Source organism: Loktanella sp. PT4BL (assembly GCF_003201935.1).
Lineage (GTDB): Bacteria > Pseudomonadota > Alphaproteobacteria > Rhodobacterales > Rhodobacteraceae > Yoonia.
Genome location: NZ_QJJL01000002.1, coordinates 427,463 through 451,973, shown reverse-complemented (window position 1 = coordinate 451,973; position 24,511 = coordinate 427,463). Strand labels below are relative to the sequence as shown.

Below are 24,511 nucleotides of genomic sequence, written 5' to 3'. Positions count from 1 at the left end.
CACCGATGCTGCATCTTCTTGTGGCAGGGTGTTTGTGCTTTGTTGTGGCCGTTACCATGCCTGTTCCTGCGCTTTACCTGGGTTTTGCAATATGCGGCGGCATTCTGATCGTCACGGCGGGTTTTGTGGGGTTCGCGCGCAAACTTGATCGTCGGGCAGCGCACCGGCTACGGGCGATGGCGCAAGCGATCATCACACATGATACGGGCGTAGGTTTTGTGACGGACGGGACCGGGCTTATCCGCTATGCGAACGCTGGCGCAATCGACCGTTTTGGTGCCACTGAAGGAACCAGACTGGCACAGGTGCTGGGTTCAATGCTGGCAAATCCGGTCAATGTGCTGACGCAGATTATTGCGCAGGCAGGTCCGACTGGCGCGAAAACAGAAGATATTGTGACCCGCGGTGGGCATTTCCGCTTGCGTGTTCTGATGATGGGCGAAGCTTGCCAGATCTGGTGGCTCGACGATCTGAGCGTTTCCGGACGGGCCAGGCGCGCACTGCGGAACCCCACAAGTTTTCCGATGCTGACGGTGGGACCAAGTGGTCAAATGATCCAGATGAACGACGGCTTTCGCAAATTGGTGGGGCCGTCTTTTCGGACCCTTGAAGACGTGTTTGACGAACTTCCGCTGCGGTCCGGTCATTCCTATGGTCTGCGCGGATTGCAGGGCCGGATGGATGTAGTGCTGGCAATCACGGAAGGCAGCGATGAAACACGTGATATCTATGTTCTTCCCGGCGCACCGGCCGCAGCGACACCGCCAATGTTCGAGCCAGGCTGGGAGGCGATCGAGAACCTGCCTGTGCCACTGTTGAAAATTGCGCCGGATGGTGTGCTTTTGGCCTCGAACCGTGAGGCGCGACAGCTTTTGAACATCGGGGCGACGGGTGGTCGTCACTTGGCCGATGTGCTTGACGGGCCGGGGCGGCCGATCAACGACTGGCTCGCCGAAGCACTGGCAGGGCAGGCGGGGCACGTGTCACAGTTTCTCCACGGGCGCGGCGACAAACAGGATACCTTTGTGCAGGTCACGCTGAATACGGCTGGTTGCCCCGATGACCTGCATGTCATTGCCGTGTTGAACGATATCACAGAGCTGAAGTCACTTGAGGCACAATTTGTCCAAAGCCAGAAAATGCAGGCGATTGGTCAGCTCGCGGGTGGCGTGGCCCATGACTTCAACAATCTGCTGACCGCGATTTCGGGACATTGTGAACTTTTGCTCTGCAACCACGATGAACATGACCGTGACTACAGTGATTTGATCCAGATCCACCAGAATACCAACCGCGCCGCGAGCCTTGTTGGGCAACTGCTGGCGTTCTCGCGCAAACAAACCTTGCAACCCGAGGCGCTTGATCTGCGCGATACGCTGTCCGACCTGACGCATCTGTTGAACCGTCTTGTGGGTGAGAAAGTGTCGCTCAAGCTGGACCACGACCATCAATTGGCACGGATCAAGGCAGACAAACGTCAGCTGGAGCAGGTTTTGATGAACCTCGTTGTGAATGCGCGCGATGCGATGCAGGGGGCCGGTGAAATCCGTGTCGTGACGAAAAATATGCACCTCAAAAACCCATTGCACCGCGACCGTGCGACAGTTCCGGCAGGTGACTACGTCTTGGTCAAGGTGATCGACGAGGGACATGGTATTCCAAGCGATAAGCTGGAAAAAATCTTTGAACCTTTTGTTACGACCAAGCGGGTCGGCGAGGGAACAGGGCTGGGGTTGTCCACAGCCTACGGGATCGTCAAACAGTCCGGCGGCTATATTTTTGTCGATAGCGAGGTTGGTGTCGGGGCCACGTTTTCATTGCTGTTCCCGAGCTATACGCCAACAAAGGACGCGGCCGTGCCTGCAGCCCCTGTTGCAACCCAGCCCATCAGAACCAGCGCGGATGGCGTAGTTCTCTTGGTCGAGGACGAAGCCCCTGTACGCGCCTTTGCTGCCCGCGCCCTGCGTCTGCGCGGCTACACTGTTCTGGAGGCGGATTGCGCCGAGGCCGCTTTGGAGCTCTTGGAAAACGAGGAACTGCATATCGACATCTTTGTGACCGACGTGATCATGCCCGGTCAGGATGGCCCGACATGGGTGCGTAAAGCGCTGCTGCAACGCCCGCAAACGCGGGTTGTTTTCGTGTCCGGCTATCCCGAAGACGCCTTTGATGATGGCCAGCCAGAGGTGCTTGGTGCCGCATTCCTGCCCAAGCCGTTCTCGCTCAAGGCTTTGACCGACACCGTGCAGGAACAGCTTCAGGGATTACCCGCGCTTGAAACTGTCTGATGATTGGCATCACGCCATCTATCGCCCAAGCGCAACCAGATGCGCGGCAGATCCGGTCAGGGCGGCATAGTCATCTTCGATCACATGGACCGCAAAATTGCTCATGAAGCCTGCAAAGCGGCCTTTGTCGCGGAAGGCGTCACCAAAGCCGAATTGTGTAAGATGCGGCGCAAAAGCCCGCGCGACGCCGCCGGCCAGATAAACGCCGCCAAAGGGCAGCTGGATCAGTGACAGGTTGCCACAAACCGTGCCAAGCATACGCGTGAAGAGCTGGGCCGCCTCCACGGCGCGGGTGTCTGACCCGTCGGCACAGGCAGTCATGATCTCTTGTGCGCTGCGTTCCCGCGGATCATCCGCTTCACGCCCGAGGAATGCATACACACGCTCAAGCCCGCGACCGGAAAGGACATCTTCAACCGCAGGAAACCCGTGCGCTGTGGACACAAACTGGCACAGACGCAATTCCATCTCGTTGCGGATCGGCAGGTTCGCATGGCCGCTTTCAGACGGCGTAACAATGCGTCCGTGTTCAAGGTCATAGACCGGGGCCGCGTTAAAGCCGGTGCCGACACCGATCACAAGTTTCGCCGCATTCTGGCTGCTGTCAGGGCCCGGCAGAATCGTGCGAATATTTGCCGGATCAATATGCCCCAAGGCGTGGCCCTGTGCCTGCAAATCATTCAGGATCGCGACGGTTTCCGCCTTGGTGGCGCGCGCCAGTGTGTCTTTGTCGATTGTCCAGTCAAGGTTCGTCATCGTGGCGCGCCCATCGCGCACGGGGCCTGCTACGGCAACACAGGCAGCAATCGGATCAACCCCGCCTTCGTCGTCGATGTAGCGGCGCAGCACGCTTTCAAGTCCGGGAAATTCACTGTTGCGATAGCGCCGGATCGTGCTGTCGATGATCTTGCGCCCTTCGGCCAAGGCCACGCGCGTGTTGGTTCCGCCGATATCGGCAACCAGTGAATAGGTATCTGCGGGATGTGCCATGGTGTTCCTTAACGCGCAATCGCGGATTTGAGTGCGTGATAGGATGCTTTTGGTGTGCGCTTCAAGGTCTCAAAATCCACGTGAATAATGCCGAACCGCTTTTCATAGCCGAAGGCCCATTCATAATTGTCCAGCAGTGACCAGTAAAAGAAGCCCTGCACATTCGCGCCTGCATCAATGGCGCGCTTCGTCGCCATGACGTGGTCATTGATGAATTGCGTGCGTTCGGGATCGGACACGGCGCCGTTTTCAAGATGGTCATCCCATGCCATGCCGTTCTCTGTCACAAAGATGGGCAAATCGCCGACATAGTCCTGCGATAGGCGCGTCAGGAAAGATTGCAGACCGTCCGGATAAATTTCCCACCCCATCTGGGTCTTGGCACCGGGGCCTTCCTCGGATGCCACATGTGGCCAAACCATGCTGGCATCATGGGTGACTTTGTGGCGGGTGTAATAGTTCACGCCCAGAAAATCGATCGGTTGGCTGATCTGCGCCATATCGTCCTGCCAGCCTGCCGGCATATGCGAAGCGAGACCCGCCAGCGCCTCTTCGGGGTAGGTGCCTTTGGTGACGACTTCGATGAACCAGCGGTTGTTGATCGCGTCCATAGTGGCGGCGGCCTGTGCGGCCTCGGGCGTGTCGTCCTTGGGGTCGGTATGGTCAAAGTTGAGCACGATGCCACAATTTTTCATACCTTTGCCGCGCAGGCGCGTCATCGCCTCGCCATGGGCAAGATTGATGTGGTGCATCGCGCGTGCTGCGGCGCGGATATCCTTGAGGCCCGGCGCATGGTGGCCCAGAAAATGCGACAGATAAGAGATGCACCACGGCTCGTTGATCGTGGCGATCGCGTGGATCCGGTCGCCGATACGGTCTGTAATCACATCTGTGAAATCACCGAAATACTTGCAGGTGTCACGGTTCATCCACCCCCCCTGATCGGCCAGGGCACTGGGCAGTTCCCAGTGATAGAGCGTCTGAAACGGCTGTAGGCCACGTTCCAGCATGGCGTCCACCAAGCGGTCATAGAAATCGAGACCTGCGGGGTTGGGTGTGCGACCGTCCGGCATAACCCGCGCCCATGAGGTGGAAAAGCGGTAGGCATCCATGCCGGCGTCTTTCAGCAGATCAAGGTCCTCGGCAAAGCGGTGATAGTGGTCGCAGGCCAAGGCGCCATCTTCTGCGCGCACCACATTGCCGGGGCCGGCCGCAAAAGTATCCCAATGGGTCGGGCCCGCACCGCCGAATTTATGACCCTCGATCTGGTAAGCCGCCGTGGCAGCCCCAAAGACGAAACCCTGGGGGAAATCTGAGCGTTTGAAGTCCATGTTAGTCCTTTCGCGGGGCAGGGCCGGTGGAACATCCGACAACCAGTTCCGCTTCTAGCAATTTGGTTTGTGGTGGGCGCGCGGGGTTCTCGATCGCGTCAAGCAGCATCTGGGCCAATTGGCGGCCTGCCTCGCGCACCGAAGACCTTGTCGCGGTAAAGATCGGTGTATCGCCGCCGTTCTTCAGATACGACAACACGTCGTCATGGCTGATGACGGAGACATCCTTGCCCATGACCAGCCCTTTTTCCTCGATTGCGCGGCGCACGCCAAGGGCGCTGATCATCGAAGAACACATGATTGCAGTTGGCGCGTCATCAAGCGCAAGCATCTGGCGTGCACTGACATAGCCGAAGTCTTCGGTCATTTCACCAGACCGCATCAAGGCAGGATCGGGTGTCACACCGTGGTCGGACAGAGAGGCAGTATAGCCGTTGCGCCTGCGGTGGGCGAAATCCATGAACTCTAGACCGTTCACCAAACCGATCCGTCGATGCCCGAGATCGAACAAAAAATCCGTGGCGCGTTTGAACGCATTACGGTTGTTCATATCGAGCCACGCATAGGGCGTTTCGTTGACCGATGCACGGCCATGCACAGCAAAGGGCAGGCCAAGTTTATGCAGCAAGGGAATGCGCGGGTCATCCATCACGGGACCATGCACAATCACGCCATCAACCGCGCGCCGGGATTTGAGCCCCTGATAAATCCGCCGCTCGTCTTCGTCGGGGACAATCGACAAAATCATTTCATATCCGTTGCGCGAGTAGGTCTCGCCGGCACCAGCAATGAAGTCACCAAAGACAGGGTTTACCATCTCATGTTTGCTGGACAAAGGGATCACATGACCAATGGCCAGCGCCTTGCCGGTCGCCAGACCTTTGGCGCGTGTGGACGGGCTATAGTTGAAGGTGCGGGCAGCTTCTTCAACCCTGCGGCGTGTCGCGGTGCTGACCTCCGGGTAGCCGTTCAAAGCCCGGCTCACGGTTGTTTGGCTAAGCCCCAGATTTTGAGAAAGTTCTTTTAAATTCATGGGGTCAGGCGGTGATCCAAAGCGCTTTCAAGCATCAGGTTGACGTATGCGCGACCAAGGCAGATCACGCGACTTGCCTTTTGAGTAGCATGATTTCTTGGAAATCCAAGGCAAATTTTAGCGCTAACAGTGCTGTATTGACAGACGCTTAAACTTGGCCGACTGTGAGCAAATCCAAAGCGCTTTGGAATTTTGATTCCTTGACGCGGAAGGGAATGATCGCACGAAAGTGCACTAAAGGACGCGTCCAGCTTGGCGCGATTGGGAGGAAATTCTATGATTACGAAACTGTATGCCAGCGTGGCAGCGGTCGCCTTGACTGCGAGTGCAGCAACTGCGGCAGGCCATCTCGCGTTTACACCTGGTGAAGGTGACTTCAGCTGGGACGCGTACAATGAGTGGGCGGCGAATGCGCCAGATCTGACCGGCCAGAACGTGACCGTCTTTGGTCCATGGCTGTCACCAGAGGACGACATTTTCCGTTCGATGATTGCCTACTTCACAGAAGCAACAGGCGCAAATGTGACATACACAGGTTCTGACGGCTTTGAGCAGCAGATCGTGATTGACGCAGAAGCAGGCAGCCCGCCGAATATTGCGGTATTCCCGCAGCCTGGTCTCGCAGCGAATATGGCGGCCCAAGGGCTGTTGGACCCGCTAGGTCCAGAGATGGCCTCCTGGGTTGCCGACAACTACGCCGCCGGTCAGTCCTGGGTTGATCTGGGCACCTATGCCGACGCCAATGGTGAAGACCAGTTCTACGGTTTCTTCTACAACGTCAACGTGAAGTCGCTTGTCTGGTATGTGCCAGAGAATTTTGAAGATGCAGGGTACGATATTCCGGAAACCATGGAAGACCTGATCGCATTGTCCGAACAGATCATTGCTGATGGTGGTACACCTTGGTGCATCGGTCTGGGTTCGGGTCCTGCAACAGGTTGGCCAGCGACTGACTGGGTTGAGGACATCATGCTGCGCACACAATCCCCCGAGGATTATGATGCGTGGGTCGCAAATGAGCTGCCGTTCAATGATCCAAAGGTGATCGAAGCCATTGAAACATTCGGCATGTTTGCCAAGAATGACGCAATGGTTGCAGGCGGTTCTGCTGCGGTCGGTTCAACCGACTTCCGCGATAGCCCTGCCGGTCTCTTCTCGTCGCCGCCACAGTGCTACATGCACAAACAGGCATCGTTCATTCCGGCATTCATGCCCGAGGACGTTGTGATCGGCGAAGATGCAGACTTCTTCTACTTCCCGTCCTTTGCCAGCAAAGATCTGGGTAATCCGGTTCTGGGTGGTGGTACATTGATGGCTGTAACAGACGCATCTGATGCGACAATGGCCTTCATGGAGTTCCTCCAGCAGCCGATCGCACACGAAGTGATGATGGCGCAGACAGGCTTCCTCACACCACACTCTGGCGTGAACCTCGACACATATGCAGATGCAACGCTGCGTGGTCAGGGTGAAATCCTGCTGAACTCCACCACATTCCGTTTTGACGGGTCTGACCTGATGCCTGGCGCCATTGGTGCTGGTACATTCTGGACGGGTATGGTCGACTATGTGGGCGGTGCATCCGCGCAGGAAGTCGGCGATGCGATCCAGCAGAGCTGGGACGCGCTGAAATAATCAGCCCAAGCTGACACGACATAGGGTTCGGGCGGGCAACTGTCCGGACCTTTCAGCGGCGCAACAGGCGGCCGCATGAAAGATACAGCGAAGGGGAGGGCGCTATGAATCCGGCATTACAGGGATTGATCACCATCATTATCGGGGTCGGGGGCTGCGTAGGGTACTTCTACGGCGCGAACCTCTTTCTTGATAAGGTGCTATTCAAAGCAGAAGGTCCCAATGCGGGCCGCAATATCAACCGCGCCAATATGATCCGGCCTTGGGTGTTCCTGATGCCCGCCTTGCTGGCCCTGGGTCTTTATCTTGCGTATCCCGTCTTCGCGACACTCCGTCTCAGCTTCCTCGAGCGTTTGCCCGGCAACGAATATGCTTTTGTCGGTTTTGAGAATTACAGCAAGATGTTCGCCGAGCCGAAGTTCATGGAGGCGATGCTGAACAACGTCCTCTGGCTGGTCGTTGTGCCTGCCGCCGCGACTGCCTTTGGTTTGCTGGCTGCACAGCTGACCGACCGCCTGAAATGGGGCAATATCGCGAAATCCATCGTGTTTATGCCGATGGCGATCTCCTTTGTCGGTGCGGCCGTTATCTTTAAACTGGTCTACGAGGCCCGCCCCGAGGACGTGGCCCAGATCGGTATCCTGAACCATCTTTACCTGACATTTGGCGGCGACGCGCCGGTGCAATGGTTGCAGGTGCCATTCTGGAACAATTTCTTCCTGATGGCCGTGCTGATCTGGATCCAGACCGGTTTTGCCATGGTGATCCTCTCTGCCGCCCTGCGCGGTATTCCAGAGGAAACGATCGAGGCCGCGGTCATCGACGGCGCGAACCCTTTCCAGATTTTCTTCAAGATCAAGGTGCCGCAGATTATGTCCACGATCGTGGTGGTCTGGACGACGATCACGATTGCCACGCTCAAGGTCTTTGACATCGTCTTCGCGATGACCAACGGCCAGTGGGAGACGCAGGTTCTGGCCAATTACATGTATGACAAGCTGTTCCGCGCCAACGATTGGGGCATGGGCTCGGCTTCGGCGATGATTATCATGCTGATGGTGACGCCGATCCTTGTCTGGAACGTCTATAACGCACGCAAGGAGATGCAGTAATGGATGCGATTGCAGGACGTAAGCCCGCCGTCGTATGGGCGCTGAACATCTCGGTTGTGGCGCTTGTGGCGCTGTGGTTGTTCCCGACTTTGGGGCTCTTGGTGTCATCTTTCCGCACCGGTGACCAGATCACGGCATCGGGCTGGTGGTCGTCATTTTTGCCAGCCGAGCAGACGATCCAACTGCGCGTCGCGGACCCTGATGAGGCCCGTGTCGATCTGGGCAACGGCCGTTTCATGGTCGAAGGCAACATCTTTGAGGGTGAAAATTTCGAGGGAGAGCTGCGGTCTTGGGCCACATCCAGCCGCGATCTGGGCGCCTTCCAGCCCGGTGACGTAAACGATCTGGGCGACGGTGAGACGCTGACGGTGCAGGCCGACGGCTCTTATGTCTGGGAAGGCAATGATGACCAGATCAGTGGCCGTGCCCAACGGGTGTTCCTTGATGTCACAACGCCGCCGGATTTCACGCTGGATAACTACAGCTTCGTGCTCTTTGATGAGGATAACTCGGAAGGCATGGCCAAGGCGTTTATGAACACGCTAACGGTTGTCATTCCTGCCACGATTATCCCGATCCTGATTGCGGCCTTTGCTGCCTATGCACTGGCCTGGATGGATTTCCCGGGGCGCGCCTTGCTGATTGCGATCATCGTGGGGCTCCTGGTTGTGCCGCTGCAACTGGCCCTTATTCCGCTCCTGTCGCTTCACAACGCGATTGGTATCGGCAAAGGGTATTTGGGCACATGGCTTGCGCATACCGGTTTCGGCCTGCCTTTGGCGATCTATCTGTTGCGCAACTACATGGTCGGCCTGCCGCGCGATATCATCGAGAACGCCAAAGTGGATGGTGCGACGGATTTCCAGATCTTTACCAAGATTATCCTGCCGCTCAGTTTTCCGGCGCTGGCCTCCTTTGCGATCTTCCAGTTCCTGTGGACATGGAACGACCTTCTGGTGGCCTTGGTGTTCTTGATTGACGCGACCGGCGAAACGACGGTTATGACCAAGCAGATCGTGGAATTGCTGGGCACCCGTGGCGGTGACTGGGAAATCCTTGCGACCTCGGCCTTTGTGTCGATCGCGGTGCCACTCGCCGTCTTCTTTGCGATGCAGAAATACCTTGTCCGTGGCCTTCTGGCAGGGTCAGTCAAATAAAATCACGCGCCCCGGGCCAGTCCCGGGGCAACACTTACGCCCCCTGAGATATCCCGGATCAACACCCGGGCAGGGGCATGGAATAGGAACGACACATTATGACGACGGCGCTGGCCAATAATACCGAAATGGCTGTAGACCACGATTGGTGGCGGGGGGCGGTCATCTACCAGATTTACCCGCGCAGCTATCAGGACAGCAACGGCGACGGCATTGGCGATCTTTTGGGGATCGTGCAGCGCTTGCCCTATATCGCGTCGCTGGGTGTTGATGCGATCTGGATTTCGCCCTTCTTTATGTCTCCGATGAAAGACTTCGGCTATGACGTCAGCGACTATTGCGACGTTGACCCGATGTTCGGCTCGATCGCGGATTTTGATGCGGTTGTCGATACCGCACACCGTTTGGGCATCCGAGTGATGATTGATCTGGTCCTCAGCCACACGAGCGACCAGCACCCCTGGTTCGCCGAGAGCCGCAAGGACCGGACGAATGACAAATCCAACTGGTATGTTTGGGCCGACCCCAAGCCGGATGGCACGCCGCCGAACAACTGGCTGTCGATCTTTGGCGGCTCGGCATGGCAGTGGGACGCCCGGCGCGAGCAGTACTATCTGCACAATTTCCTTGTGTCCCAGCCGGACCTGAACTTCCATGAACCGCAGGTGCAAGAGGCGTTGCTGGATGTCGCGCGGTTCTGGTTGAACCGCGGCTGTGACGGCTTCCGTCTGGATACGATTAATTTCTACATGCACGACGCGCAGCTGCGCGACAATCCACCATTGCCCAAGGAAAAGCGCAACGCCAATATCGCGCCTTCGGTGAACCCCTATAACCACCAGGAACATCTCTACTCCAAGAACCAGCCAGAAAACATTGATTTTCTGCGCAAATTGCGGGCCGTAATGGAACCCTATGGCGCCGCCGCCGTGGGCGAAGTGGGCGATGCGCAGCGCGGGCTTGAGATCATGGGCCAATACACCGCTGGCGATGATCTGATGCAGATGTGCTATGCTTTCGAGTTTCTGGCCGCCGATCAGCCAACCGCTGCACGCATCGTGGATGTGATGGGGCAGGTGGATGAAAAGGCCGCTGACGGCTGGGCCTGCTGGGCGTTTTCCAATCACGATGTGGTGCGCCATGCGACGCGCTGGCATTTGCCGCCAGCGGCACAGCGTATGTTCGCGACGCTCATCATGTGTCTGCGCGGGTCGGTCTGTATCTATCAGGGTGAAGAGCTTGGCCTGCCAGAGGCCGATGTCGCCTTTGAAGACCTACAGGACCCCTACGGCATTGAGTTCTGGCCCGAGTTCAAAGGCCGTGACGGGTGCCGCACCCCAATGGTATGGGACAGTGACAACCAGAATGGCGGGTTTTCTGACGCACGGCCGTGGTTGCCGGTCGCGTCCGAGCATCTGCATCTGTCGGTCAAGGCACAAGAGGACGAGCCAGGCGCCCTGTTGCACCACTACCGCAAGGCCATCGCTTTCCGGCATTCGCATCCGGCACTCAGCATCGGTGAACATGACCGCATGCAAGCCAAAGGCGATGTCGTGTATTTCACGCGGACTGCCGGTGCGCAGACGATATTCTGCGCTTTCAACGTCAGTGAAACACCATCCGATTTCGATCTGCCCGAGGGGAACTGGACACCGATCGGTGCCGAGTTGGGCAGTGCACATACATCTGCAGACGGAAGACTGCACCTTGGGCCGTGGCAGGTCTGCCTCGCGCTCAAGACATAATTATAAGGGGAGTGAGATATGGCTGATCTGATACTGACGGACGTTGCCAAGACCTATGGCGGTACGGTGGATGTGCTCAAGCACATCAATCTGGATATCAAAAAGGGCGAATTGATCGTTTTTGTTGGTCCGTCCGGTTGCGGCAAATCCACTTTGTTGCGGATGATCGCGGGTCTGGAAAAGATCACGGGCGGCGAGTTGCAGATTGACGGTCAGGTCGTCAATGACGTGCCCCCTGCGCAACGCGGGATTGCCATGGTGTTCCAGTCCTATGCGCTCTATCCGCATATGACCGTGCGCGATAACATGTCGTTCGCGCTCAAGCTTGCCAAGAAATCGCAGGCCGAGATTGATGAGGCGGTAAACCGCGCCGCAAAGATCCTGCAGCTGGATGATTATCTGGATCGTTTGCCCAAGGCACTCTCTGGTGGTCAGCGCCAGCGTGTCGCGATTGGCCGCTCGATCGTGCGTGACCCCAAGGTCTATCTCTTTGACGAGCCGCTTTCGAACCTTGACGCCGCCTTGCGTGTGGCCACACGGATCGAGATTGCCCAACTCAAGGAGTCGATGCCCGACAGCACGATGATCTACGTGACCCACGATCAGGTCGAGGCGATGACGCTGGCCACCCGCATTGTGGTGCTGGCCAACAAGGGGATCGCCCAGGTCGGCACCCCGCTCGAGCTTTATGAACGCCCCGAGAACGAATTTGTGGCGCAGTTTATCGGCTCGCCAGCTATGAACCTACTGGCCGGTGAAATCGTGGAAACCGGTGCGCAAACCGTTGTCAAACTTGCCGGGGGTGGTCTGGTGAAATCGGCCGTGCCGACGCAGGCGTCGGACAAGGGTTTGCAGGTGAACGTCGGTATTCGCCCCGAGGATATGGTTGAATCGTCGGGTGACGACTATGCCTTTGAAGGCAAGGTCAATATCACCGAAGCTCTGGGTGAGGTTACCTTGCTCTATTTTGACAAAGTTGGTGACAATGACGCCGTCATTGGCAAGCTGCCCGGTATTCACGCTGATCTGCGCGGAAAATCCGTCCGTATGGCCGCAACACCTGAGAAGGTGCAGATATTCCACAACGGACAGTCGCTCTATTACAGATAAGGGTTCCTCCCGAGCGTAACGAGTTGCTTGTATTGCGCCGATGTGATCGCATCGGCGCAATTAATCATTGAGGTTCCATCATGCAAACACCCATCAACCGACTAAAAGCCTCGCTTCAATCCGGTCAGATCCAGCACGGTATCTGGCTGACATCCGGCACAGCTGTGCTGGCCGAGCTTGCGGGGAACGCAGGCTTCGACTGGTGCCTGATTGATGGCGAACACGGGCCCAATACGGTGAGTGAGATGCTACCGCAATTGCAGGCGCTGGCCATCAGCGGCACACCCGCTGTCGTGCGGATCGCAAATGCCGAGGCGTGGATGGTCAAGCAGGTGCTTGATCTGGGGTGCCAGACTGTGCTGATCCCGATGGTCGATGATGCGCAGACGGCGCAAAAGATGGCCCTGGCGATGCGCTATCCGCCCGAGGGTAATCGCGGGATGGGGGCCGTTCTGGCGCGCGCGACAGGCTGGGGCGCGGTGCCGGACTATCCGCATAGCGCCAATGCGCAGGTTTGCCTGATGGTGCAGGCCGAAAGTGCTGAGGCCGTTGAGAATATTGACGCAATTGCCGCGACGGATGGCGTGGACGGAGTGTTTGTTGGGCCTGCGGATTTGTCGGCTGACATGGGCTATCCGGGCCAGCCGGATCATCCCGAAGTGGAAAAAGCAATCGACCATTTGATTGCGCGCACCGTTGCGGCGGGCAAGATTGCGGGGATCATCACCTTTGATGAGAGCCGTTTTGCCGAATACGCCGAAAAAGGCGTGACGTTTCTGGGTGTTGGCGGTGATTTGGCGGTGCTCAACACCGCCCTGCGCGGACTTGCAGGGCGGGTGGGGCGCTAGCCAATTTCTGACATAGAGATTGCGGCCAAATCCTCAAAGAGGATTTGGCCGCTGCCATTCGTCAGAGTCTGCTCCTAGCCGCGCTTGCGCCGCCCTGTCCGTGCGCGCCCTTCGCCCTCTTTGGGGGCGACGCGGTTGAACTTGATCCATTCGGACCCCGAAGGATCATTATCCGTCAGGAAGTTGGCCGCGCGGATCGCTTCCATCTCTTTGCCCGCACGTGGTTTGGTCGAGCCAAGGCCAAAAAGCGTCACGAAAGTCTCGTCGTCGATGTCATCCGGCAGGATAATTCCCGCAGCCAGAATCTCTGCTTTCTTTTCCGCGATCTTCTTGGGCCCGACCGGCAGTGCCACAGGGTTCATAATGGCCGAAGTCATGCCGGCAGTCATTGCCATCGGCAGGAAAGCGTTGTTGATGCCATGACGGTTCGGCAGACCGAAGCTGATGTTCGATGCACCACAGGTCGTGTTCACGCCCAGTTCTTCGCGCAAGCGCCGCACCAGCGTAAAAACCTGCAAACCGGCTGTTCCCATCGCGCCAATCGGCATGACCAGCGGGTCGACCACGATATCATGGGCTGGAATGCCAAAATCAGCGGCGCGTTCCACGATCTTCTTGGCGACCGCAAAGCGCACGTCCGGATCTTCTGAAATACCTGTGTCATCGTTTGAAATCGCCACCACCGGCACGTTGTATTTCTTCACCAGCGGCAGCACCAGTTCCAGTCGCTCTTCCTCGCCGGTGACAGAGTTCAGCAGGGGCCGCCCTTCGGCCGCGGCCAGACCGTTTTCCAAAGCGCCGGGAACCGAACTGTCGATGCAGAGCGGCACATCCACAATCGCCTGCACACGTTCGATCATTTCCTTCATCAAAGGCGGTTCGACAAAGTTGTTGTCCGCATAGCGCGGGTCTTCGGCCATCTTGTTGGAAAAAACCGCACCCGAGTTGATATCAAGGATATTCGCGCCTGCCGCGACCTGTGCGATGGCGTCCGCCTCGACGCGGGAAAAATCACCGCGCTCCAGCTCTTCGGCCAGAATTTTGCGGCCCGTGGGGTTGATCCGTTCACCGATCACGCAAAAGGGCTGGTCGAACCCGATAATGGCAGTCTTGGTTTTGGATTCAACAATCGTGCGTGTCATTATGAGCGGTCCTTAGGATTGAGATGCTGGAACGGCAGAAGCGCCGCCATTTTCGATGGCCCAGTTGGCGTTCGTCTTGATGCCGCCAAGGGGGAAGAAGTGGACGTTGGTGATATTGAAGTCCGGGTTGGCCGCCTTATGCGCTGCCAGTTCCGTCAGGACTTCGGTTGGCTCATAGGGCAGCAGCAGCTTGGTCACATCCATCGCACGCTTTTGCAGCACCTTCAAAGAAGGCCCAACGCCGCAGGCAATGGCGAATTTGATCAAGGTTTGCAGTTTTGCCGGACCGGCAATGCCGATGTGAACGGGGATCGTGATGCCAGCGTCTTTCAGGGCATCAGCCCAAGCGATAATCGGCCCTGCTTCGAAGGCGAACTGCGTGGCCAGCGCCATTTCCGCGTCAGTGGTTTCAGAGAATTTCTGTTTCCAGCGCAACGCCTCCATGACGTTCTTGTCCGACCCGTCCTTGTCGATGTCGCGGTTGCCTTCGGGGTGACCCGCGACATGCAGGCGTTTGAAGCCAGCCTTGTCGAACAGTCCACTTTCCAGCAGTTGCATGGATGAATGATAGTCACCATGCGGTGTCGCCACGCCACCGGCCAACAACAGCGCCTGATCGACGCCCGCCTCGCCCTGATAGCGCGCAATCCAGTCGGCCAGCGTTGCCTCATCCTTGATGATCCGTGCGGGGAAGTGCGGCATCACCTTATAGCCGTCCGTGGCCAGCCGTTTGGCCGTTGCGACCATGTCTTCAATCGGTGTGCCCTCGATATGGGCGATATAGACCCGCGTGCCAGCGGGTAGCAGTTCGCGGAAGTCTTCCACCTTTTCGGCGGTGCGTGGCATCACTTCGATGGAATAATCCTTCAGGAAGGCTTCCATCTGGGCATTGACGGTCGGCGTGGCGACCTCTTTGGATTTGCGGAATGAGAGCAGTGACATAACGACCTCCGATAGGCGCGTGGGGAAAGGGGGCGGGGTCTTCAAGCCCAGCCATCATTGGCAATGAGCGTCTTGATGCGCTCCAGGTCATATTCAGCATCGATCCTGGCGACAGTGGCTTCTGCTGCTTCTTGATCGGTGCCATCGACAGGAATGGGATCGGCTTTGCGAAAACCGGCCATGTAATCATCGGACTCAGCCGCACCTGATTTCATCGCAGCACGGTCAATCGCCTGTTCAAACCGTTCCGGCAGGGGCAGCTTCACCCCGCGCCGTCCACGGCCCACAATGACCTGCGCTGGCATGTCGCGCCAATAGACGATCGTGACGTCGGCCATATGTGATTCCTCTCGTTTCTCTTGCTCTCGTTCTATCATCGCATTGCCCCCTTCAATGTCGGTTTTCGACCTCCATTGTGCAGTGAGCGACGACGCGTTTGCTATCCGATCCGCAGCGGGACGGCTATCGGCAGGCATCTTCAAATTTTGCATAATCGTTGTGAGCCGCGCGGGGGAATGCACGACAAGACTTGTGCAAAGTCCTTTCCCCGCCTAGCTTGAGGGTAACTCGAAAATGGAGGGCGTAGACAATGGCGCCCAAGCGTCCCGATGGTGCGGGCGCGTTCCCGAAAGCGGTCGATAGCCCCGCGCCGAATTCGCCTGATCCATCGCAGCTTTATGCTGCGCTGGATTTGGGCACAAATAGTTGCCGGATGTTGATTGCCCAACCCAAGGGCAGTCAATTCCATGTGGTCGACAGTTTTTCGAAGTCGGTGCAATTGGGCCATGGTCTGGAAAGCACCGGCAGGCTTTCGCGCGCGTCGATGAACCGCACGATTTCGGCGATGCGGATCTGCCGCGAGAAACTCAAACGTCACGGCGTTGAACATATGCGTCTTGTCGCCACAGAGGCATGCCGGCGTGCGCTGAACGGCGACAGTTTTGTAGCGCAGGTGCGGCGCGAGACCGGCCTCAATCTGGAAATCATCAAACCCGAGGAAGAAGCGCGTCTTGCGGTGATCTCTTGCGCGCCTCTGGTCAGTGTCAACACCGAACAGCTTTTGGTGGTGGATATTGGCGGCGGGTCGACCGAACTGGTCTGGATTGATCTGACCAATGTTCCCAAGCGCGAACGCCCGCGCGCGATCATGCGGTTGCATGCGGGGTTCAAATCCGATCCCGGGCCTTTCGCTGCGGCCAAGGTCGTGGACTGGATTTCTGTGCCTTTGGGTGTCGCCACGCTGCGCGACCAGTTCCAGGATGTCGAAGACGACGCCGCACGTTTCGCGCTGATGAGCTGGTTTTTTGAAGAGAACCTTGAAGAATTTTCGCCCTATGCAGCCGCTCAGGCGCGCGAAGGATTTCAGATCATCGGCACCAGCGGCACGGTGACAACAGTCGCCGCGAGCCATCTGGGCCTGAAACGCTATGACCGCACCAAGGTGGACGGTTTGCGCATGACGACAGACCAGATTGATGCGGTGATCCGTGATTACCTCTTGCTGGGACCCGCAGGACGCCGCAATGACCCGCGCATTGGCAAGGACAGGCAAGCCCTGATCATGTCGGGCTCGGCGATTTTGCAGGCGCTGATGCGGCTTTGGCCCACCGACCGGCTGTCTGTGGCGGACCGCGGCCTGCGGGAAGGGCTGCTTTATGCCCAGATGTCGGCGCATGGGGTCTTGGAAGACACCCCGTTTTAGGGTTAAGGCGCTGTCATGGTGAAACGTCCGACAAAAAAGAATACCTCCGGTCGCGGGCAACGCGATCTGCACGTGAAGGTAAAGACCGCCCGCGGGCGTAAGCTGAGCTCGACCCAATGGTTGCAGCGGCAACTGAATGATCCTTACGTGAAACGCGCCCAGGCCGAAGGCTATCGCGGGCGGGCGGCTTATAAAATCCTTGAGCTGGACGATAAATACCGGTTCCTCGTGCCAGGTGCGCGCATCGTTGATCTGGGCTGTGCGCCGGGTGGTTGGCTGCAGGTGGCGGTCAAACGCGCCAATACGCTGGGTGAGCGCACCAGCAAGGCGCAGGGCTTTGTTCTGGGTGTGGACCTGCAAGAGGTCGAACCGATCGCAGGGGCCGAAATCCACCAGCTCGATTTCATGGAAGACGACGCCGACGTGAAGGTCAAGGAATGGCTGGGCGGCAAAGCCAATGTGGTGATGTCCGACATGGCGGCCTCGGCCTCGGGGCACAAACAGACCGACCACAACCGCATTATCGCGCTCTGCGAGGCGGCAGCCTATTTCGCCTTCGACGTGCTGGAAGAGGGCGGGACCTTTGTGGCCAAGGTTCTGGCAGGCGGGGCCGAGGGCGATTTGCAAAAGCTTCTGAAAGCACGGTTCACCAAGGTTGCGAACGTCAAACCGCCTGCATCACGGTCGGACAGTTCAGAGAAATTCGTGGTGGCAACAGGGTTCAAGGGCAGCGACGCCTAGGTTGGCTGCGTTGCGGCACCGGGCAGGCCTTTGTAAAGCAACTGCCAGTCTTCGTATGAAACCCATCTGACCTGCTGTCGGCCTGTTTCCAATAGTCATGGTCATAATTGGCCGACATCCTTAAGCTATGAATTCTTTGAACCCCGGGAGCGAAAAATGACTGATAGCATCAGCGAATTGGTGGACCGTATCCGCAGCATGGAAGAAGAGCTTGAACAAAAGCTTGAGCGCCGTCGTCGCGAGTTTCGCTACCATATCGAAAGGGGACGGGTCATATTCGAGCGCGAAGTGCGGCAACGGCATCAGATGCTCAAGCGAAAACTGTTGTCCTATGTGGCCGGTGCACGCCCTCTTGTCATAGTGACCGCACCTGTCATCTATTCCGTCATCATCCCGTTTGTTTTGCTGGATATATTCGTCACACTTTATCAGGCGATATGTTTTCCGGTTTATCGGATCGAAAAGGTGCGTCGCGCCGATTTCATAACCTTCGATCGTAGGCATCTTTCCTATCTGAACGGGCTGGAAAAACTGAACTGCATGTACTGCTCTTACGGCAACGGTTTGTTGGCCTACTCTGCGGAGGTCGCTGGTCGCACCGAAAAATACTGGTGTCCGATCAAACACGCGAGACGGATGGCAGGCGTACATCGCTACTATCCCGAGTTTTTGGAATACGGGGACGCAGAGGGCTATCACAAGCACCAAAGATCATATGATAGCGCATCAACAAAACCATGACGTTTGCTGACGGTTCGTTGGGCTCATATCTGCGGTTCCATTGCAGGTGCTTTATACCAAGGCCACCTTGGTCCCCCAATCCGCACACCGGTTGATCAAAGCCTCCGAGGGCACGCGATCCGTCACGAAATGGTCCACCTGCGCCAGTGACGCGATTTTCACAGGGGCCTTGCGTGTGAATTTCGTGCTGTCCGCCACGAGGATCGTGGCGCGCGCGGCCTTGATCACCTGTTGGCTCACCCGCACCTCTTCGGGGTCGAAGTCCAAGAGGTCGCCGCTCAGGTCGATGGCCGACGCGCCGATCACGGCGAAATCAACCTTGAAACGGTCGATCGCCAGCGCGGCCAGATCCCCCACCAGCCCGCCATCCGATCGCCGCAGGCTGCCGCCCGCCACCACCACTTCACAACTGGGGTTGCTGGCAAGGATATTGGCAACGTTAAGGTTATTGGTCACTACCATCAGGTTACGGTGGGCATGCAGGGCATGGGCCACCGCCTCGGTCGTGGTACCGATGTTGAGGAAGAGCGAGGCGTTGTCAGGGATAAGCTGTGCCGCCCTGCGGGCGATCCTGATCTTGCTGTCGCGGTTCAACGCGCGCCTGTCACCATAGCCGATGTTGCTGACACCCGAGGGCAGGACGGCCCCGCCATGAATCCGCTCCAGCAGACCTGCGGCGCAAAGCTGACGCAGGTCGCGGCGGATGGTTTGTACCGCAACGTCAAGATCGTGGGCCAGCGCGGTGGCCATGACCTTGCCTTCGGCTTGGGCCAGCGCGCGGATGCGGGAGAGGCGGGTTTCGGTGTCCATATGTTCGTTTAAGATAAAAAGCGAACAGAACAAACCGGAAAACCACAATATACAAAGCAAAAATTGCTTTCGTGTCGTTTTCGTGTGTCATTCGGCGAACACTGGCGGCGTTGTGCCTTGCGCCCGTTGGGCTGTCACGTCAAACGCGGGAAAAATCGCAAAGAGACAGGTTATGAGCGCAGATTTCGACGTTTTTATCATCGGTGGTGGCATCAATGGCTGCGGGATCGCGCGTGATGCGGCGGGACGCGGGCTGAAAGTGGGTCTGGCCGAGATGAACGATCTTGGGTCGGCCACATCATCGGCCTCGACCAAGCTGTTTCACGGGGGCCTGCGGTATCTGGAGTTTTTCGAATTCGGTCTGGTCCGCAAGGCGCTGGTCGAGCGTGAGGTTCTGTTGCGCAACATGCCCCACATCAGCTGGCCCATGCGCTTTGTGTTGCCTTACCACAAGGACATGCGGTTCGAGAATGACACGCCAACGTCGAAGCTGCTGTCGACAGTGATGCCATGGATGAAAGGCAGGCGGCCTGCGTGGCTGATCCGGCTGGGGCTTTTCCTCTATGATAATTTAGGTGGTCGCAAAATCTTGCCTGGCACGAAAACGGTTGATCTGAGCACTTCTGACACCGGAAAACCGCTGAAGGGCAAGTTTCAGAGAGCCTATGAATACTCCGATTGCTGGGTCGAAGACGCGCGGCTTGTCGTGCTGAACGCCCGCGATGCAGAGGCGCGCGGTGCCACGATCATGACGCGCACCAAAGTGATCAGCGCCGCGCGTGTCGATGGGCAGTGGGAGATCGTGACCGAACATGACGGCGTGCAACAGACCTATACCACGCGTTCTTTGGTCAATGCAGGCGGGCCTTGGGTTGAAAACATCGTGCGTGATGTCGCGCGGCTCAACACATCGGAAGGCGTGCGACTGGTGCGCGGCAGCCATATCGTGACCAAGAAACTGTTTGATCACGACAAAAGCTATTTCTTTCAGGGCGAGGACGGGCGGATCATCTTTGCGATCCCCTATGAAATGGATTTCACCCTGATCGGCACGACCGATGCAGAGCATGAGAACCTGTCGGAAAAACCCTATGCCACGGATGCCGAACAGGATTACCTTTGCGCCTTTGCATCGCAGTATTTCGAAAAACCCGTGACCCGTGATGATGTGGTCTGGACCTATTCGGGCGTGCGGCCACTTTATGACGACGGCGCCAAATCCGCGACAGCGGCGACCCGTGACTACGTTTTGTCGCTGGATGAAAACGGCGCGCCGCTGTTAAATATCTTTGGTGGCAAAATCACAACCTACCGCAAACTGGCCGAGAATGCGCTCAAGAAGCTGATCCCGCTGATTGGTGGCGGCGATCCCTGGACGGCCGATGCGGCTCTGCCCGGGGGGGATTTCAAGGTCAAAGACCGTGACAAGCTGGTTGCTGATCTTATGTCGGACTATCCGTTCCTGACCGACCGCTGGGCGCTGCGCCTGATCAAGGCGTACGGCACCGAAGCGCGCGCCATCTTGGGCGAGGCATCGGCAGCAAAGGATCTTGGGCAGGACTTCGGCGCGACCTTGACCGAGGCCGAGGTGAAATGGCTGATGGCCCGTGAATATGCGCGGACCGCCGAAGATATTGTCTGGCGGCGCTCGAAACTGGGCCTGCGCCTGACGCCCGAACAAGTTGCAGGCCTTGACGCTTTCATGGCGTCTTGAAACAAAAAGACAAACGGGGGGAACCATGACCTATATTCTGGCCATCGACCAAGGCACGACATCCAGCCGCGCGATTATTTTTGACGCAGAGATGCGGATCAAAGCGACCGCGCAAGAGGAATTCACCCAGCATTTCCCCAAATCGGGTTGGGTTGAACATGACCCGTCCGATATCTGGTCCTCTGTTGCCTCGACCTGCCGTGGTGCAATCGAGAAAGCGGGGATCACAGCCGCTGATGTGGCCGCAATCGGCATTACCAACCAGCGCGAAACCACGCTGGTCTGGGATAAGAAGACAGGCAAGCCGATACATAATGCCATCGTCTGGCAGGACCGCCGGACAGCCGCCTTTTGCGAGGAACTGCGCCGCGAAGGGTTTGAAGCGACGATCACGCAGAAAACGGGTCTTTTGGCTGATCCCTATTTTTCGGGCACCAAACTGCGGTATATTCTGGAAACAGTGGAGGGTGCGAAAGATCGCGCCGCGGCGGGTGAGCTGCTTTTCGGCACCGTCGACAGCTACCTGATCTGGAAGCTGACAGGCGGCAAGCGGCATGTCACAGACGCCACAAATGCCGCGCGAACCATGCTTTACGATATCCGCAAAGGGCGGTGGAGCACCACGATCTGTGACCGCTTCGGTATCCCTGCCGCGATGCTGCCAGAGGTATTGGATTGCGCCGCCGACTTTGGCACCACGCGCGCCGATCTCTTTGGCAAAGAGCTGCCAATTCTGGGCGTGGCAGGCGACCAGCAGGCCGCGACCATCGGGCAGGCCTGTTTTGAACCGGGTATGCTGAAATCGACCTATGGGACAGGGTGTTTTGCGCTACTCAACACAGGCGACACACTGGTTGAGAGCCAGAAACGCCTGTTGGGCACAATTGCCTATCAATTTGATGGCAAGCCCACCTACGCGCTTGAAGGGTCGATCTTTATCGCAGGCGCTGTGGTGCAATGGCTGCGCGATGGTCTGAAGATTATCCGCGAGGCAAAAGAGACACAGCCACTGGCAGAGACGGCCGATCAGGGACAAGAGCTCTATCTGGTGCCGGCCTTTACAGGGCTCGGTGCACCTTATTGGGATGCGGATGCGCGTGGGGCGATCTATGGTCTGACCCGCAATTCTGGGCCTGCCGAATTTGCGCGTGCAGCCCTTGAAAGTGTTGGTTTTCAAACCCGTGACTTGCTGGAGGCAATGAAGAGCGACTGGCAAGGTGCTGAGAAAACGGGCGTTTTGCGGGTTGACGGGGGCATGAGCGCATCCGATTGGTCGATGCAGTTTCTGTCCGACATCATCGGCGCGCCGGTAGATCGGCCCACGGTGCTTGAGACCACAGCACTGGGTGTCGCGTGGCTGGCAGGCATGCGGGCAGGTGTTTATCCAGATCAGGCAGGGTTTGCCGCGAACTGGATGCTGGACCAGCGGTTCGCGCCGCAGATGGATGAAGCCACACGCGAACGCCGCTATGCAGGCTGGCAGGATGCGGTGCGGCGCACCCTGACGCAGGGCTAGTCCGAACGCCGGGCCAGTTCCCAGACTGCGAATTCTTCGGCACGTTTGTCGCGCAGCTTTGCTTCGGTGTCGGGCGAGAGGGTCAGCGCCATCACAGGCGAGACGTTCTTGTGTTTCAGATTGATTGTCATGTCGAGCCGCTCTTCAAGATATGCAATCACCTTATCCCATTGCTCGTATTGGAAAAGGTGATCAGCGCCGATCTCGCCGTCATTGATGCGCAGGAACTTGTTTTGCGACCCGACATTGGCAAAAGGGGCCGGATCACCTTTGCAGTATTCCAGCACAAAATCGTCGAAACTGATGTGCGCTGTGCTGTTTTCGTGTCCGATCAGATCGGGGCGTGTCCGGTAGCGATACCAACTGCCCAGCCAGTCGATGGGATTGCGCACCACGGCCATCAATTCGGGGTCCTGCCCGCCAGCCTGTTTGAAGAAAGGCTTCAAGAATCGTTTGTAGCGATAGCACGGCGCATGCTTCAGATGCGGCGGATCACGCAGCACCATGGATGCACGCGGTGCCAAAGCGCCCTCGAGCGCGGTTGATCCGGTCTTTGGAACTGCCAGCAGAACCAGATTTTCTTTCCAGAAAACAAGCATTTGATCGCTGTCTTTCGTCTATATCCGAAACAATGCTAGGCCATAAACCATTCCTTAACCACCATTCGTTGAATGTGAGCTATGAAAATTTATGTTGCAATGTTCTACTTTTGATCTCATTAACAAAGAGAACACAATGAGAACAAAAGCAGTGATTGCCGCCCATGGGACGGCGTGAAATAAGGACAGGACAGATGGCAACGGCAGAACTCCTCAAAATGACTGACAAGAAAACAGCAGACAAAGAAAAAGCACTCGAAAGCGCGCTGGCACAGATCGAACGACAGTTCGGCAAAGGCTCGATCATGAAGCTGGGCGGTCAGAACCAGATGGCTGATATCGAGGCGACATCGACCGGTTCGCTGGGGCTGGATATCGCATTGGGGATCGGCGGTTTGCCCAAAGGCCGTGTGATTGAAATTTATGGCCCTGAATCATCGGGCAAAACGACGCTGACCCTGCATTCCATCGCGGAAGAGCAGAAAAAGGGCGGTGTTTGCGCCTTTGTCGACGCTGAACATGCGCTTGATCCGCAATATGCCAAGAAGCTTGGCGTGAACCTTGATGAGTTGCTGATTTCACAGCCCGATACCGGCGAACAGGCGCTTGAGATTGTGGATACGCTGGTGCGCTCTGGAGCGGTGAGCCTTGTTGTTGTCGACTCTGTGGCGGCGCTGACACCGAAATCCGAACTCGAAGGCGATATGGGCGATAGTTCGGTCGGTGTGCACGCGCGTTTGATGTCTCAGGCGATGCGCAAGCTGACAGGCTCGATCAACCGGTCCGGCTGTATGGTGATTTTCATCAACCAGATTCGCATGAAGATCGGTGTGATGTTCGGCTCGCCCGAAACCACGACCGGTGGTAACGCGTTGAAGTTCTATGCTTCTGTCCGTTTGGATATCCGCCGCATCGGCGCGATCAAGGACCGTGATGAAGTCGTGGGCAACGCAACCCGCGTCAAAGTGGTGAAGAACAAGGTCGCACCGCCGTTCAAACAGGTCGAATTCGATATCATGTATGGCGAAGGCATTTCCAAGACGGGCGAATTGCTAGATCTGGGCGTGAAGGCGGGGATTGTCGAGAAATCCGGTGCCTGGTTCAGCTATGGAGATGAGCGGATCGGGCAGGGGCGTGAGAACTCGAAGATTTTCCTGAAAGAAAATCCGGCGATTGCGCTCGAGATCGAGGATAAGATCCGTGCGGCGCACGGGCTTGAGTTCGATATGGCTGACGGGATTGATGGAGACGGCGATGACGACCTTGTCGAAGTCTAAGCGCCACAGGTGACTGACGCTGAGAAGGGTGCCGCTGCAGCGGTGCCCTTTTTTGATGGCTGCCTCCGGCGGAAGTTT

The 24,511-nt window shown here is 57.4% G+C and carries 21 protein-coding genes; 13 read left to right on the top strand and 8 right to left on the bottom strand.

What is annotated here, in order from left to right; genetic code table 11:
- Nucleotides 1-5 precede the first annotated feature (5 nt).
- A complete protein-coding gene (locus C7964_RS07140) occupies nucleotides 6-2,288 on the top strand; it encodes an ATP-binding response regulator (protein ID WP_110279445.1) in 2,283 nt (760 codons plus the stop codon).
- 18 nt (nucleotides 2,289-2,306) lie between these two features.
- Here the strand turns inward: C7964_RS07140 and C7964_RS07135 are convergent, their stop codons facing one another.
- The 3 genes from C7964_RS07135 to C7964_RS07125 are packed head-to-tail and all read right to left on the bottom strand — an operon-like array spanning nucleotide 2,307 to nucleotide 5,642.
- Entirely contained in the window at nucleotides 2,307-3,278 is a 972-nt protein-coding gene (locus tag C7964_RS07135; protein WP_110278977.1) for a glucokinase, read from the bottom strand.
- An 8-nt stretch (nucleotides 3,279-3,286) separates the two neighbouring features.
- Nucleotides 3,287-4,609, bottom strand: coding sequence for a GH1 family beta-glucosidase (locus tag C7964_RS07130; RefSeq protein WP_110278976.1), 1,323 nt, complete (start codon nucleotides 4,607-4,609; stop codon nucleotides 3,287-3,289).
- 1 nt (nucleotide 4,610) lies between these two features.
- Nucleotides 4,611-5,642, bottom strand: a complete 1,032-nt coding sequence (locus tag C7964_RS07125) for a substrate-binding domain-containing protein (protein ID WP_110278975.1) — start codon at nucleotides 5,640-5,642, stop codon at nucleotides 4,611-4,613.
- 276 nt (nucleotides 5,643-5,918) lie between these two features.
- Between C7964_RS07125 and C7964_RS07120 the strand changes: the two genes are divergently transcribed.
- The 6 genes from C7964_RS07120 to C7964_RS07095 all read left to right on the top strand — a co-directional run bounded on the left by C7964_RS07120 (nucleotide 5,919) and on the right by C7964_RS07095 (nucleotide 13,249).
- Nucleotides 5,919-7,277, top strand: a complete 1,359-nt coding sequence (locus C7964_RS07120; RefSeq protein ID WP_110278974.1) for an ABC transporter substrate-binding protein — start codon at nucleotides 5,919-5,921, stop codon at nucleotides 7,275-7,277.
- A 104-nt stretch (nucleotides 7,278-7,381) separates the two neighbouring features.
- Nucleotides 7,382-8,389, top strand: a complete 1,008-nt coding sequence (locus C7964_RS07115; RefSeq protein ID WP_055292641.1) for a carbohydrate ABC transporter permease — start codon at nucleotides 7,382-7,384, stop codon at nucleotides 8,387-8,389.
- Nucleotides 8,389-9,546: a carbohydrate ABC transporter permease gene (locus C7964_RS07110; RefSeq protein WP_110278973.1), complete on the top strand. Its 1,158-nt coding sequence runs from the start codon at nucleotides 8,389-8,391 to the stop codon at nucleotides 9,544-9,546. Before C7964_RS07115 ends, C7964_RS07110 begins: the two co-directional genes overlap by 1 nt.
- Before the next feature lie 128 nt (nucleotides 9,547-9,674).
- Nucleotides 9,675-11,291: an alpha-glucosidase gene (locus C7964_RS07105; protein WP_110279444.1), complete on the top strand. Its 1,617-nt coding sequence runs from the start codon at nucleotides 9,675-9,677 to the stop codon at nucleotides 11,289-11,291.
- An 18-nt stretch (nucleotides 11,292-11,309) separates the two neighbouring features.
- Nucleotides 11,310-12,401 (top strand): ABC transporter ATP-binding protein, encoded by a 1,092-nt coding sequence (locus C7964_RS07100; RefSeq protein ID WP_110278972.1) that lies wholly within the window; start codon nucleotides 11,310-11,312, stop codon nucleotides 12,399-12,401.
- Nucleotides 12,402-12,481: 80 nt separating this feature from the next.
- Nucleotides 12,482-13,249 carry an HpcH/HpaI aldolase family protein gene (locus C7964_RS07095; RefSeq protein WP_110278971.1) on the top strand — a complete coding sequence of 256 codons (768 nt, stop codon included), beginning with the start codon at nucleotides 12,482-12,484 and terminating at the stop codon, nucleotides 13,247-13,249.
- A 74-nt stretch (nucleotides 13,250-13,323) separates the two neighbouring features.
- Here C7964_RS07095 and C7964_RS07090 read toward each other — a convergent pair whose 3' ends face one another.
- The 3 genes from C7964_RS07090 to C7964_RS07080 are packed head-to-tail and all read right to left on the bottom strand — an operon-like array spanning nucleotide 13,324 to nucleotide 15,671.
- Nucleotides 13,324-14,391 carry a methyltetrahydrofolate cobalamin methyltransferase gene (locus C7964_RS07090; RefSeq protein WP_110278970.1) on the bottom strand — a complete coding sequence of 356 codons (1,068 nt, stop codon included), beginning with the start codon at nucleotides 14,389-14,391 and terminating at the stop codon, nucleotides 13,324-13,326.
- Nucleotides 14,392-14,403: 12 nt separating this feature from the next.
- Nucleotides 14,404-15,333: a methylenetetrahydrofolate reductase gene (locus C7964_RS07085; protein WP_110278969.1), complete on the bottom strand. Its 930-nt coding sequence runs from the start codon at nucleotides 15,331-15,333 to the stop codon at nucleotides 14,404-14,406.
- Between the two features lie 41 nt (nucleotides 15,334-15,374).
- Complete coding sequence (locus C7964_RS07080) at nucleotides 15,375-15,671, bottom strand: virulence factor (RefSeq protein WP_110278968.1); 297 nt, start codon at nucleotides 15,669-15,671, stop codon at nucleotides 15,375-15,377.
- A gap of 251 nt (nucleotides 15,672-15,922) precedes the next feature.
- Here C7964_RS07080 and C7964_RS07075 point away from each other — a divergent pair, with 251 nt between their 5' ends.
- From C7964_RS07075 to C7964_RS07065, 3 genes are all read left to right on the top strand, one after another.
- On the top strand, nucleotides 15,923-17,035 hold the full coding sequence (locus tag C7964_RS07075; protein ID WP_110278967.1) for a Ppx/GppA phosphatase family protein: 1,113 nt from the start codon (nucleotides 15,923-15,925) through the stop codon (nucleotides 17,033-17,035).
- A 15-nt stretch (nucleotides 17,036-17,050) separates the two neighbouring features.
- Nucleotides 17,051-17,776 (top strand): RlmE family RNA methyltransferase, encoded by a 726-nt coding sequence (locus C7964_RS07070; protein WP_110278966.1) that lies wholly within the window; start codon nucleotides 17,051-17,053, stop codon nucleotides 17,774-17,776.
- A gap of 156 nt (nucleotides 17,777-17,932) precedes the next feature.
- Nucleotides 17,933-18,517, top strand: a complete 585-nt coding sequence (locus C7964_RS07065; RefSeq protein ID WP_110278965.1) for a hypothetical protein — start codon at nucleotides 17,933-17,935, stop codon at nucleotides 18,515-18,517.
- Nucleotides 18,518-18,568: 51 nt separating this feature from the next.
- On the opposite strand, the gene C7964_RS07060 is transcribed toward C7964_RS07065, so the two are convergent.
- Nucleotides 18,569-19,327: a DeoR/GlpR family DNA-binding transcription regulator gene (locus C7964_RS07060; protein ID WP_110278964.1), complete on the bottom strand. Its 759-nt coding sequence runs from the start codon at nucleotides 19,325-19,327 to the stop codon at nucleotides 18,569-18,571.
- 172 nt (nucleotides 19,328-19,499) lie between these two features.
- On the opposite strand from C7964_RS07060, the gene glpD reads away from it, so the two are divergent.
- Both glpD and glpK read left to right on the top strand, forming a co-directional pair.
- Nucleotides 19,500-21,041 carry a glycerol-3-phosphate dehydrogenase gene (glpD, locus tag C7964_RS07055; protein ID WP_110278963.1) on the top strand — a complete coding sequence of 514 codons (1,542 nt, stop codon included), beginning with the start codon at nucleotides 19,500-19,502 and terminating at the stop codon, nucleotides 21,039-21,041.
- Nucleotides 21,042-21,066: 25 nt separating this feature from the next.
- Nucleotides 21,067-22,557 (top strand): glycerol kinase GlpK, encoded by a 1,491-nt coding sequence (gene glpK / locus C7964_RS07050; protein WP_110278962.1) that lies wholly within the window; start codon nucleotides 21,067-21,069, stop codon nucleotides 22,555-22,557.
- Here the strand turns inward: glpK and C7964_RS07045 are convergent.
- Nucleotides 22,554-23,156 carry a gamma-glutamyl kinase gene (locus C7964_RS07045; protein ID WP_110278961.1) on the bottom strand — a complete coding sequence of 201 codons (603 nt, stop codon included), beginning with the start codon at nucleotides 23,154-23,156 and terminating at the stop codon, nucleotides 22,554-22,556. The two genes, glpK and C7964_RS07045, sit on opposite strands and share 4 nt — an antisense overlap.
- A 194-nt stretch (nucleotides 23,157-23,350) precedes the next feature.
- Between C7964_RS07045 and recA the strand changes: the two genes are divergently transcribed.
- Entirely contained in the window at nucleotides 23,351-24,433 is a 1,083-nt protein-coding gene (gene recA, locus C7964_RS07040) for a recombinase RecA (protein ID WP_110278960.1), read from the top strand.
- Nucleotides 24,434-24,511: the final 78 nt, after the last annotated feature.

Bases quoted from the DNA above. Each gene is read 5' to 3' on its own strand.
- C7964_RS07140 (WP_110279445.1), top strand. From the start codon at position 6: ATGCTGCATCTTCTTGTGGCAGGGTGTTTGTGCTTTGTTGTGGCCGTT.
- C7964_RS07135 (WP_110278977.1), bottom strand. From the start codon at position 3,278: ATGGCACATCCCGCAGATACCTATTCACTGGTTGCCGATATCGGCGGA.
- C7964_RS07130 (WP_110278976.1), bottom strand. From the start codon at position 4,609: ATGGACTTCAAACGCTCAGATTTCCCCCAGGGTTTCGTCTTTGGGGCT.
- C7964_RS07125 (WP_110278975.1), bottom strand. From the start codon at position 5,642: ATGAATTTAAAAGAACTTTCTCAAAATCTGGGGCTTAGCCAAACAACC.
- C7964_RS07120 (WP_110278974.1), top strand. From the start codon at position 5,919: ATGATTACGAAACTGTATGCCAGCGTGGCAGCGGTCGCCTTGACTGCG.
- C7964_RS07115 (WP_055292641.1), top strand. From the start codon at position 7,382: ATGAATCCGGCATTACAGGGATTGATCACCATCATTATCGGGGTCGGG.
- C7964_RS07110 (WP_110278973.1), top strand. From the start codon at position 8,389: ATGGATGCGATTGCAGGACGTAAGCCCGCCGTCGTATGGGCGCTGAAC.
- C7964_RS07105 (WP_110279444.1), top strand. From the start codon at position 9,675: ATGGCTGTAGACCACGATTGGTGGCGGGGGGCGGTCATCTACCAGATT.
- C7964_RS07100 (WP_110278972.1), top strand. From the start codon at position 11,310: ATGGCTGATCTGATACTGACGGACGTTGCCAAGACCTATGGCGGTACG.
- C7964_RS07095 (WP_110278971.1), top strand. From the start codon at position 12,482: ATGCAAACACCCATCAACCGACTAAAAGCCTCGCTTCAATCCGGTCAG.
- C7964_RS07090 (WP_110278970.1), bottom strand. From the start codon at position 14,391: ATGACACGCACGATTGTTGAATCCAAAACCAAGACTGCCATTATCGGG.
- C7964_RS07085 (WP_110278969.1), bottom strand. From the start codon at position 15,333: ATGTCACTGCTCTCATTCCGCAAATCCAAAGAGGTCGCCACGCCGACC.
- C7964_RS07080 (WP_110278968.1), bottom strand. From the start codon at position 15,671: ATGGCCGACGTCACGATCGTCTATTGGCGCGACATGCCAGCGCAGGTC.
- C7964_RS07075 (WP_110278967.1), top strand. From the start codon at position 15,923: ATGGCGCCCAAGCGTCCCGATGGTGCGGGCGCGTTCCCGAAAGCGGTC.
- C7964_RS07070 (WP_110278966.1), top strand. From the start codon at position 17,051: ATGGTGAAACGTCCGACAAAAAAGAATACCTCCGGTCGCGGGCAACGC.
- C7964_RS07065 (WP_110278965.1), top strand. From the start codon at position 17,933: ATGACTGATAGCATCAGCGAATTGGTGGACCGTATCCGCAGCATGGAA.
- C7964_RS07060 (WP_110278964.1), bottom strand. From the start codon at position 19,327: ATGGACACCGAAACCCGCCTCTCCCGCATCCGCGCGCTGGCCCAAGCC.
- glpD (WP_110278963.1), top strand. From the start codon at position 19,500: ATGAGCGCAGATTTCGACGTTTTTATCATCGGTGGTGGCATCAATGGC.
- glpK (WP_110278962.1), top strand. From the start codon at position 21,067: ATGACCTATATTCTGGCCATCGACCAAGGCACGACATCCAGCCGCGCG.
- C7964_RS07045 (WP_110278961.1), bottom strand. From the start codon at position 23,156: ATGCTTGTTTTCTGGAAAGAAAATCTGGTTCTGCTGGCAGTTCCAAAG.
- recA (WP_110278960.1), top strand. From the start codon at position 23,351: ATGGCAACGGCAGAACTCCTCAAAATGACTGACAAGAAAACAGCAGAC.